Genomic DNA, 8,637 nt, shown 5'->3' with positions numbered 1-8,637 from the left:
ATACCGCGGCACGCAGCGCTACGTGCCGACCGTGCCGGCCGACGAGGATGCGCTGACCCGGGCCATCGTTGCCCTGGCCTCCGATTACGGGCGCTCCGGCTACGAGAGCGTCCATGCACGCCAAACCCGCTCGCTGCGGTTTTGTCCCGCGCTCTAAGAGCCGGTCTCGTTCGCCCAGCTACGCCGGATCGCCGACGGCGACGACCTGCTGCGGCTCATGATCGAGACGCGGAAGGATCAAGCCGCGCGGATGAAGTGGGCCATCACCGCCTTCTTCGCCAAACCGGACGGCGTCCTCCCCTGGACCGACTGGCTGCGCATGGGCCTGGAGGACGTGCTCGTCCTCGACGCCTGGACCACCTTCAAGCAGCGCTCCCGCGCGGGCGACCTCCTGACCCCGAAGCCGATCGACGGCGCCCCCATCAAGCCGATCCTCGGCGAGGACGGCCGCCTGCCGATGCTCTGGGTGTAGGGCGGCGAGACCGTCTGGCCCGAGGCCTACCAGCAGATCCTCAAGGGTCTCGGCCTGTCCTTCGGCGCCGGCATCGCGGTCGGCTTCTCCGGGGCGCAGGGCCGCACCGACGCCACCGCCCTCAAGACCGCGAACAAGGCGGGCGTCAGCCTCGCCCTGACGTAGCCGCGCCCCCTCAACCCGAACCCTCGTGAGGCCGACATGACCGCTCCCCTCGTGCGGGCGACCTTCTTCGCGCGGCTGCGCGCGTCGGGGTTGCTCGGCGCCACCCTCGCGCAGACCGAGGTCGACGGGCTCACCGGCCTCCTCGACGCCTGGGAGCGGCAGGGCTGGCCCGGCGATCTCCGCCACGTCGCCTACACCCTGGCCACCGCCTGGCACGAATGCCGGCTGAACCTGTCGATCCGCGAGGCCGGTCTCGGCCGCGGGCATCCCTACGGCGTGCCGGTGGACGGCCGGGTCTATTACGGCCGCGGCGCCAGCCAGCTCACCTGGCTCGACAATTACCGGCGGTTCGGCCGGCGGCTCGGCCTCGACCTCGTCGGCGATCCGGACCTGGCGCTCGTGCCGGAGACGAGCGCGGCGATCCTGATCGTCGGCGCGCGCGACGGCCTGTTCCGCCCCGGCCATGCCCTCGCGCGCTACTTCGACGGCGGCACCGACGATCCGGAGGGCGCGCGGGCCATCGTCAACGGCGACGGCGCTCGGAACGGCGCGCGGATCGCGGGCTATCACGCCGTCTTCCTCGCCTGCCTCCGGGCGGCGTGCGCCGCCGTGCCGCCGCCGGCCGCCCCGGTGCCGCCATCGACCGCCTGGTGGCCGCGCCTGCGCGAGGCCGTCCGCCGCAACATGCAGAAGGGGGCCTGACCATGGGGTTCCTCGCCCTCCTGCCGGCGCTGCTCGGCGCGCTCGGTCCCATCCTCCAGAAGGTGCTGCCCGACGAGGGCCAGCGCCTCCAGGTCCAGCTGGAGCTGCAGAAGGCCCTGATCGAGCAGCAGGACGATCTCGGCCGGGCCATGGCCGAGGTGATGAAGGCCGATGCCGGCTCGGAGAGCCCGCTCGCCCGCAACGCCCGGCCGATCACCGTGCTGTGGGCGCTGGCGATGATCACCTGGGTGGGCGTGGTGGCGCCGATGCTCGGCCTGCAGGTCGAGGTGGTGGTGGCGCTCAAGGGCGTGCCGGCCGAGCTGTGGTCGCTGCTGACCGTCGGGATCGGCGCCTACATGCTGGCCCGCTCGGTCGACAAGATCGTGCCGCAGGTGCTCGGGCCGAAGGGGTGAACACCGGAACCGCGGGCGCGCCCCGGTGACGGACGAGACCCCGCCCCGGGCCCGGACGGCGCGGCCGGGCCGCGGCGAGCGAAGGACCGGACCCATGGCCGACCATCTGCCCGAATGGATCGGGCGCCTGATCGAGCGCGTCGAGGCCACCGGCCGGCAGATGGATGCGCTCGGGGGCAAGCTCGACCGGATGGACGAGAAGCTGGAGGGCGTGGCCTACCGGCGGGACATCGAGCACTTCGTGGCGCGCGACGAGATCGAGCGGCGAATCGACAAGGCGGTTGACGGGGCGAAGGCCGAGGCCGCCGAGGGGTTGGCCGAGGTCGCCGGGCAGGTGCGGGATCTGCGCAAGATCGGCTGGGGGCTGGCCTCGGCGGCGCTGCTGGCCTTCGGGGGGATCGTGCTGGCGAAGATCGGGCTCGCGGGGCGGTGAGCCGGATCGGTGACCGGAACCGCGCCGCCATCCCCGCATAGGCGAGGCCTCGACATTCCCCCAGCGAGATCACTTCGAACCGCCCGGCTCCGATCGCGGCGGTTTTCTCGTACTGGTGGCCCGCCGCTTGCCTGAGCTCAGCTTCCTCCCAGGATCCACTCAGCCCCGCCGGCACCGCCGCGCGGGGCTTTTTCGAGACCCCCTGGCTTCGTCAGTATCGAACTATCTCTCGAGCGAGCGCGTTTCTCAGCCTTCAGTGCAAAGGAAGGTTCTCATGCGCCATCGCGTTCTCGCAGCCGCCGCTGCTTTCAGCCTCCTCGCAGGCGGGGCCTCTGCGCAGGCTCCCGCGGCGACTCCCGTGGCGCCGTCCGCTCCTGGCACTTCGGGCGTGGTTGCGCCGCAGAACAGCACGACCGGTAGCACGGGCGCCGTGACGACTTCGCCGACCGGGCAGCCGGCCGACACGATGTCGAACAGCTCGTCCTCCGCCGGGAATGCCAATCAGCCAGAGCGCGCCGTTCCTCAGGGCGGCGGCGGTGGCGGCAGCAGCAGGTAGCCGCCAAGCGCCATCATCTGCGTCCGCCTTCGTCAGCCCCGCCGGCATTGCCGCGCGGGGCGTTCTCACAGTCTGCTCTGCTCTTCGAATGCGCTCTAATTGCAGGTCAACTTCCGGCCTTCGGCCATCCCGACCTTGCGGTAGTGTTCCAGACCCGACTTGATCGCTCGGCCAATGACCGCTCGGCGCACGTCCGGATTGCAGCGTAGATACTCTTCCTCGTTGAACGCGTAGTCGCCACGCCCGCCCCGGGAGCCTCGGTCGTAATCCCGATCGTAATCGCGGCGGTCACGGTCGCCGTAGCCGCGATCTCCGTAGCCTCTGTCACGGGGCCCGTAGTCGCCGCGATCGTAGCCGTAATCGCGTCCGCCGTATGGCTGCGCGAAGGCCGGAGCGGCTCCAATGAGTAGCGCCAGGCCAAGGACGGTCGCTGAGATCACCTTCATGTCGTGCTCTCCGTTGTTGCGGGGCGTGAACGCTTTCAACGGTGGGTGGTTCGATTTGCCTGAGCGGATGCCGCTCCCTCTCTCTCCGATTCACTGACGTCAGCGGGGCTTTCCTTTCCCTGCGTCCCGCCTAGCCTCGGTGCGAGGTTTGGCTGAACTTCCCCCCTTTCGGTGCCCGACCTGAGAAGCCCGCCCGGCGCGCCGGCGCGGGCTTTTTCGTGCGCGGAATCCCGGCGCGGGATTGGCCGGCAGCCGGCACGAGCACGGCTCGGTAACCGGTGCTCGCCATCTTACCGCCGAGCCGCGTTGCGTATCGGCTCGGCTCACACGCTGGTGAGATCGGACGCTCCCCCGCCCCGTGAGCAGATCGGGGCGGGGCCGAGCGGGTCTCGCACCCGCAAACGCAGACGTTCACGTTGCCCCGGGCACCCTGGTTTCGGCCGGGGCGCCGCTCGCCGATTCAGGCGCGGGAACCGTGCCGCCGCGTGCGCGTAGACCAATCCCCAAGCGTAGACTCTCTCGAACCGCCCGGCTCCGGCCGCGGCGGTTTTTTCGTGTCCGGCGTCTGCCAGCCGGCCATATCCCTCGAATGCGCCGACCCCGCCGGCCCGCCGCACGGGGCTTTTTCTCGTGCTCAGACGATCACGGCCTCAGCCGTCATATCGGCGCGCGCCGTCTCGGGCAGCTCCTCGAAGCCGTGATAACCGGCGGCCTGGGCGGCGACTTCCAATGCCCGATCCGCTGTGTCGGCCTGTCCCGTCCAGAGGACCGCGCGCGTGCTGTTCTGCCTCACCTGGAAGATCGTCATGCTTACCTCCCGTGCCGTCGATCGTGCGTCGACTGGCAAAGGCAGGATCACCCGGACCTGTTCCGCCCGCAATAGGGTGTCGCCCTGTCCCTTCGGACATCTGCCCGCCGGGTTCGCCGGCGCGGGCTCTTTCGTGCTCGGAATCCCTGCGCGGGACCATCCTCCGGCCGACACCGAACGGCTCGGTAACCGCCGCCGGGCATCCAGCATCACGAGCCGCGTTGCGTATCGGCTCGGCTGGGCCGCGCCGCAGCTCTTCGGCGTCCATCCGGAGCACGGCGTCCTGCGCGTGACGTAGGCCGGCGCCCTGATGGTCAACGCTAGCCGGACCGTCGGCGTCGAGCCCAACCGGATCGTGTTCGACCGGTTCTCCGGCTGCCGGACCAAGCCGGGTCAGACCTGGGGCCCGCCGGTCCGGGAGTTCGCCGCCAAGCGGCGCGGCTGACGATCAGCCCTGCAGGCTCTCGGCAAAATCGTCCGGCACCTCGCCCCACTGGCCGAGGATCCTGACGCCCTCCAGCTCGCCGGTCTCGTCATCGGCCACAACCTTCAGCGCCGCCGCGCCCGGCATCCGCCTGGCCAGGGTCTCGGCCTTCTTCAGCGCGCCGCTCTCCGTCTGCACCGGCTCCTGGCGGGCCGGGCGCAGGCGCTTGCGGTGGATCTCGAACGGCTGCACCACGAAGCTGGTCGTCATCGCCATGGTGCGGCTCCCGTCCTTACGCCGACTTGCCGCCGACCCGTACCGCAGTGAACGCGCGGAACAGCACGGGCCGGCCTGCGGCATCGCGCACGTCCACCGACCACACGGTCCAGTCCTGACAGCCGACCCCGTCCATCAGGCCCAGCGCCACCCGGTCCGCGTGCTGCCGGATCTCGCGGATGCTCGACAGCCACCGCCCCTGCAGGTCGAACACGGCATCACCGCCTCCCAGGCAGTGGAAGCGATAAAGCCTCCGCGGCATTGGCGTTTTCCCGACCTCTCCACACGTGCCCACTGCGATCTCCGCGGGATCCGACACGGCCATTGAACCACGCCCCACCATCGGGCTTTGTTCCCGATGTGTTCTAGTCGAGGTTGTGATCCGGATGCATGCCCAACGGCACGAACCGCCTGTGGAGATCCGTCTGTCCGAGGCCGAGGTGATCGCCCTGGCCTATCACCGGGCCGCCTCCGGCGATGCCTGGGCCGCCCTCGTTCGGGCGGTGGAGGATGCGCTCACCGACCTGCGAGACGCCGAAGCGCGCGTGCTCGCCCAAGGCCGGCTGATCTCCCGCGGATACGCACGATGCCACGCCGGGACGGCCTGAGCCCCGTGCCGATCCACCCGATCGACGCGTTGCTGCTCGGGAGTCCCGACGCCGTCCGCGTGCCCCTGATCGGGCAGGCGCTGTGCGCCGGCTTCCCGTCGCCGGCCGACGATTTCCTGGAGGGCGCGCTGGAGCTGCCGCGCTGGCTCGTGCCGAACCCGCCCGCCACCTTCCTGTGGCGGATCAGTGGCTCGTCCATGGAGGGCGCCGGCATCTATGACCGCGACCTCGCCTGCGTCGACCGCAGCCTCACGGCCGGCCATGGCAGCATCGTCGTGGCGGCGGTCGACGGCCAGATGAGCTGCAAGCGCCTCGTGATCGACGGCAACACCGCCCGGCTCGCCTTCTGCAACCCGGACCTGCCGGCCTTCGCGGTCGAGGAACTCGGCGAGGGCGTGATCTGGGGCGTGGTGCGCTTCTCGATCCGCTGGCACGTCGCCCGCGGGCAGGTCTCGTGAGCACGCCGGAGGCGCGCCGGCGCGACCGGATCGGCGGCGGCCGCGCCGTGGCGCTGATCGACGGCAACAGCTTCTACTGCTCGTGCGAGCGGGTGTTCGACCCGAAGCTCGCCGCCGTGCCGGTGATCGTGCTCTCGAACAACGACGGCTGCGCCATCGCCCGGACCAGCGAGGCCAAGGCGCTCGGCATCAAGATGGGCGATCCGTTCTTCAAGATCCGCGACCTGTGCCGCGCCCAGGGCGTACGGGTGTTCTCGTCGAACTACACGCTCTACGGCGACATGTCGGGCCGGACCAACGCGGTCTACCGGCAGTTCAGCCCGCAGGTGGAGATCTACTCCATCGACGAGAGCTTCCTGAACCTCACCGACGTGGCGCCGGGCCTGCGGGTCGAGCTGGCGCGGGACCTGCGCACCACGGTGCGGGCCTGGACCGGGATCCCGACCTGCGTCGGCATCGGCCCGACCAAGACGCTGGCCAAGCTCGCCAACCACATCGCCAAGACCGTGCCGGATCTCGGCGGCGTCTGCGACCTGACCGACCCGACGGCCTACGCGCATTGGCTGTGCCGGATCGACGTCGGCGAGGTCTGGGGCATCGGCCGGGCCTCGCTCGCCAAGCTCCAGGCGATGGGCGTCGAGAGCGTCGCGGACCTGCGCGACCTCGACCCGCGGCCGGTGCGCAAGGGCCTGACCGTGGTGGGCGAGCGGATCATCTACGAATTGCGTGGTGCGGCCTGCCTGCCGCTGGAGATGGTGCCGGCGCGGCGGAAGGGCTGCGCGGTGACGCGCTCGTTCTCGAGCCGAATTACCGAGCGGGCGGTGCTGGAGGAGGCGGTGGCCGCGCACGCGACGCGGCTCGGGGAGAAGCTGCGGCGCGAGGGTCTCGGCACCAACCATGTGACGATCTTCTACCACACGAGCGAGCACGACCGCGACGAGCCGATGCGCTCGGTCTCGACCACGGTGCGCTTGCCGGAGCACAGCTCGGACACGCTGGCGCTGATCAAGGCCGCGCGGCACGGGGTGGCGAAGACCTGGCGCGAGCCCGGGGAGCGGCCGTGGCGGTACAGCAAGGCCGGGCTCGTGACGAACGACCTCGTGCCGCTGTCCCACAGCCCGCGGGCGCTGATCGGCGCGCTGGACCGGGAGCGGTCGGGCCCGCTCATGGCGGCGATGGACGCGTGCAACGCGCGCTGGGGCCGCGGCGCCGTGGTGCCGGCGCGCGCGGGGCTGGTGAGCCGGCGCGACTGGAACACGAAGTTCGAGATGCGCACGCCGCGCTACACGACGCAGGTCGGCGAGTTGCCGGTCGCCTACGTCTGAACCGCTCCTTGAGCACGCGGCCGAGTGCTTTGGGTGGATTTCTGCCGGTCCGCTGTCGGGCGACAATGGCGTGAAGCGGACGTCGCCGCCGCGCCCATCTCCAAGACGTAGGCGGGTTGTCCCGTCCTGCCACCAACGGCAGGATGAGGCTAAGGAGCCCGACGAGGTTCAGGATGACGTGGCGGCTACATTGGCTTGAGGCGTCCGGCGATCTGGATCCCTGGCGTAGCACCATCGCCGAAGAGGTCGAGATCGCTCGAAAGGCTATAGCGGGCGTCTTGCCGGTGTCGCCGCTCGACATTCTCGTGCAACGCCTGCCCGGCGCGGTGATCCCGGAGACTGGCACGACGGGATTGGCGATGCGACCTGGCCTGTTCTCCCTGACTATCGACCCCGACAACCCCAACTTCTCACGCGCGCTGCGTAATGGGGACCTGCGCCGGACTGTGGCGCACGAGGCCCACCACTGCTTGCGCATGGCTGGACCCGGCTACGGCTGGACGCTGGGTGAGGCCCTGGTGAGCGAGGGCTTGGCGGGGCAGTTCGTGAGCCGCCTGTTCACCTCGCAGCCCGAGCCGTGGGAATGTGCCGTCACCAACGAGGTGCTCGCGGCCAACTTGCCGGACAACGCGACGCTCGTCGGCAACGAGCACGACCACCGTGCGTGGTTCTTCGGCTTCGGGGGACGGTATCCGCGCTGGCTCGGCTACACCCTGGGCTACCATATCGTGGGCGATTGGCTGGAAGCAGGGGCCGACCTAATCGGTGACGCATGGATCAACGTTCCCGCACATGTGGTCATCGACGCCGCGCGCGGGCGCACGTTGTTGAACATCTGATGCCGCCCCCATTCAAGGTCGAGTTGGCCGAACACAACCCCTGCTGGTCAGAAGCGGCTGAGGCGCAGGCCGCGATCCTGCGCATCGCGCTCAATCCAATCTTACTTGCCGTCCACCATATCGGATCGACCGCTATCCCAGGTCTGGCAGCAAAGCCCATTTTGGATCTCATGCCGGTCGTCGGCGACCTCCATGACCTGGATCGGCGCAGAAATGACCTCGAAGCAGTCGGCTTCGCATGGTGGGGCGAGTTCGGACTGCCGGGGCGGCGCTACGCGACGAAGGACGAGTGCCATTCTGGGCGGCGGCTCGTACAACTGCACTGCTTCGCCAAGGGATCTCCCGATATCGAGCGCCACCTCGTCTTTCGCGACTACCTTCGGAAGAGACCAGACCTCGTCGCATCCTATGCGCATGAGAAAGTCAGGTGCCGAGCGCTTCACCCCGAAAACTCTCACGCGTATGGCGCATGCAAGAGTGCATGGATCGACGCAGTCGAAGCTGCAGCCTTGGCTGATCGGCTGATTTCCTGAGTGACCAGCGGCCGCTTTGGAGAACCGCAAACGACGGTCCAAGTGCCCGGGTTGGGTCGCATGCGGAAGGTCCGCTTCCGGATGGAGAATCCACTTCCGATCGCGATCCCAGCCAACCGTTCGAATAACGCGCGCGTATGAGATGAAGCTCAACGCGGTAGCAAATGGCCACTATCGAC

General features: G+C 69.5%; 14 protein-coding genes and 1 pseudogene. 11 read left to right on the top strand and 4 right to left on the bottom strand.

Annotated elements, in window-relative coordinates; all coding sequences use genetic code 11:
- From GGQ91_RS28640 to GGQ91_RS27430, 5 genes and pseudogenes are all read left to right on the top strand, one after another.
- Nucleotides 1-118, top strand: a pseudogene (locus tag GGQ91_RS28640) (IS3 family transposase); the annotation flags it as partial.
- Nucleotides 119-250: 132 nt separating this feature from the next.
- On the top strand, nt 251-472 hold the full coding sequence (locus GGQ91_RS27445) for a hypothetical protein (protein WP_182593281.1): 222 nt from the start codon (nt 251-253) through the stop codon (nt 470-472).
- Between the two features lie 201 nt (nt 473-673).
- Nucleotides 674-1,339, top strand: a complete 666-nt coding sequence (locus tag GGQ91_RS27440; RefSeq protein WP_179698086.1) for a glycoside hydrolase family 19 protein — start codon at nt 674-676, stop codon at nt 1,337-1,339.
- Nucleotides 1,340-1,341: 2 nt separating this feature from the next.
- Complete coding sequence (locus tag GGQ91_RS27435) at nt 1,342-1,752, top strand: 3TM-type holin (RefSeq protein WP_182593280.1); 411 nt, start codon at nt 1,342-1,344, stop codon at nt 1,750-1,752.
- A gap of 94 nt (nt 1,753-1,846) precedes the next feature.
- Complete coding sequence (locus GGQ91_RS27430; RefSeq protein ID WP_182593279.1) at nt 1,847-2,185, top strand: hypothetical protein; 339 nt, start codon at nt 1,847-1,849, stop codon at nt 2,183-2,185.
- A 651-nt stretch (nt 2,186-2,836) separates the two neighbouring features.
- Here the strand turns inward: GGQ91_RS27430 and GGQ91_RS27425 are convergent.
- Entirely contained in the window at nt 2,837-3,187 is a 351-nt protein-coding gene (locus GGQ91_RS27425; protein WP_182593278.1) for a hypothetical protein, read from the bottom strand.
- Between the two features lie 634 nt (nt 3,188-3,821).
- Nucleotides 3,822-3,995, bottom strand: a complete 174-nt coding sequence (locus GGQ91_RS27420; protein ID WP_164706411.1) for a hypothetical protein — start codon at nt 3,993-3,995, stop codon at nt 3,822-3,824.
- A 310-nt stretch (nt 3,996-4,305) separates the two neighbouring features.
- Between GGQ91_RS27420 and GGQ91_RS28480 the strand changes: the two genes are divergently transcribed.
- Nucleotides 4,306-4,440 carry a hypothetical protein gene (locus GGQ91_RS28480; RefSeq protein ID WP_281375187.1) on the top strand — a complete coding sequence of 45 codons (135 nt, stop codon included), beginning with the start codon at nt 4,306-4,308 and terminating at the stop codon, nt 4,438-4,440.
- Nucleotides 4,441-4,443: 3 nt separating this feature from the next.
- Here GGQ91_RS28480 and GGQ91_RS27415 read toward each other — a convergent pair whose 3' ends face one another.
- Both GGQ91_RS27415 and GGQ91_RS27410 read right to left on the bottom strand, forming a co-directional pair.
- Nucleotides 4,444-4,695, bottom strand: coding sequence for a hypothetical protein (locus tag GGQ91_RS27415; protein WP_182593277.1), 252 nt, complete (start codon nt 4,693-4,695; stop codon nt 4,444-4,446).
- A 16-nt stretch (nt 4,696-4,711) separates the two neighbouring features.
- The gene (locus GGQ91_RS27410; RefSeq protein WP_182593276.1) at nt 4,712-4,957 is read right to left on the bottom strand and encodes a DUF6894 family protein; all 246 of its coding nucleotides are present in this window, start codon (nt 4,955-4,957) and stop codon (nt 4,712-4,714) included.
- Nucleotides 4,958-5,108: 151 nt separating this feature from the next.
- On the opposite strand from GGQ91_RS27410, the gene GGQ91_RS27405 reads away from it, so the two are divergent.
- The 5 genes from GGQ91_RS27405 (at nt 5,109) to GGQ91_RS27385 (ending at nt 8,458) form a co-directional block, all read left to right on the top strand.
- Nucleotides 5,109-5,303: a hypothetical protein gene (locus tag GGQ91_RS27405; RefSeq protein ID WP_335645387.1), complete on the top strand. Its 195-nt coding sequence runs from the start codon at nt 5,109-5,111 to the stop codon at nt 5,301-5,303.
- Nucleotides 5,282-5,761: a LexA family protein gene (locus GGQ91_RS27400; protein WP_246410953.1), complete on the top strand. Its 480-nt coding sequence runs from the start codon at nt 5,282-5,284 to the stop codon at nt 5,759-5,761. The genes GGQ91_RS27405 and GGQ91_RS27400 overlap by 22 nt, the downstream gene beginning before the upstream one ends.
- Entirely contained in the window at nt 5,758-7,086 is a 1,329-nt protein-coding gene (locus GGQ91_RS27395) for a Y-family DNA polymerase (RefSeq protein ID WP_182593275.1), read from the top strand. Before GGQ91_RS27400 ends, GGQ91_RS27395 begins: the two co-directional genes overlap by 4 nt.
- A 173-nt stretch (nt 7,087-7,259) precedes the next feature.
- Nucleotides 7,260-7,925, top strand: coding sequence for a DUF2268 domain-containing putative Zn-dependent protease (locus GGQ91_RS27390; RefSeq protein ID WP_182593274.1), 666 nt, complete (start codon nt 7,260-7,262; stop codon nt 7,923-7,925).
- On the top strand, nt 7,925-8,458 hold the full coding sequence (locus GGQ91_RS27385; RefSeq protein WP_075381739.1) for a GrpB family protein: 534 nt from the start codon (nt 7,925-7,927) through the stop codon (nt 8,456-8,458). Before GGQ91_RS27390 ends, GGQ91_RS27385 begins: the two co-directional genes overlap by 1 nt.
- Nucleotides 8,459-8,637 lie beyond the last annotated feature (179 nt).

The sequence above is a fragment of the Methylobacterium fujisawaense genome (assembly GCF_014138435.1).
Lineage (GTDB): Bacteria > Pseudomonadota > Alphaproteobacteria > Rhizobiales > Beijerinckiaceae > Methylobacterium > Methylobacterium fujisawaense.
This window is presented reverse-complemented; position numbering and strand designations above follow the sequence as displayed.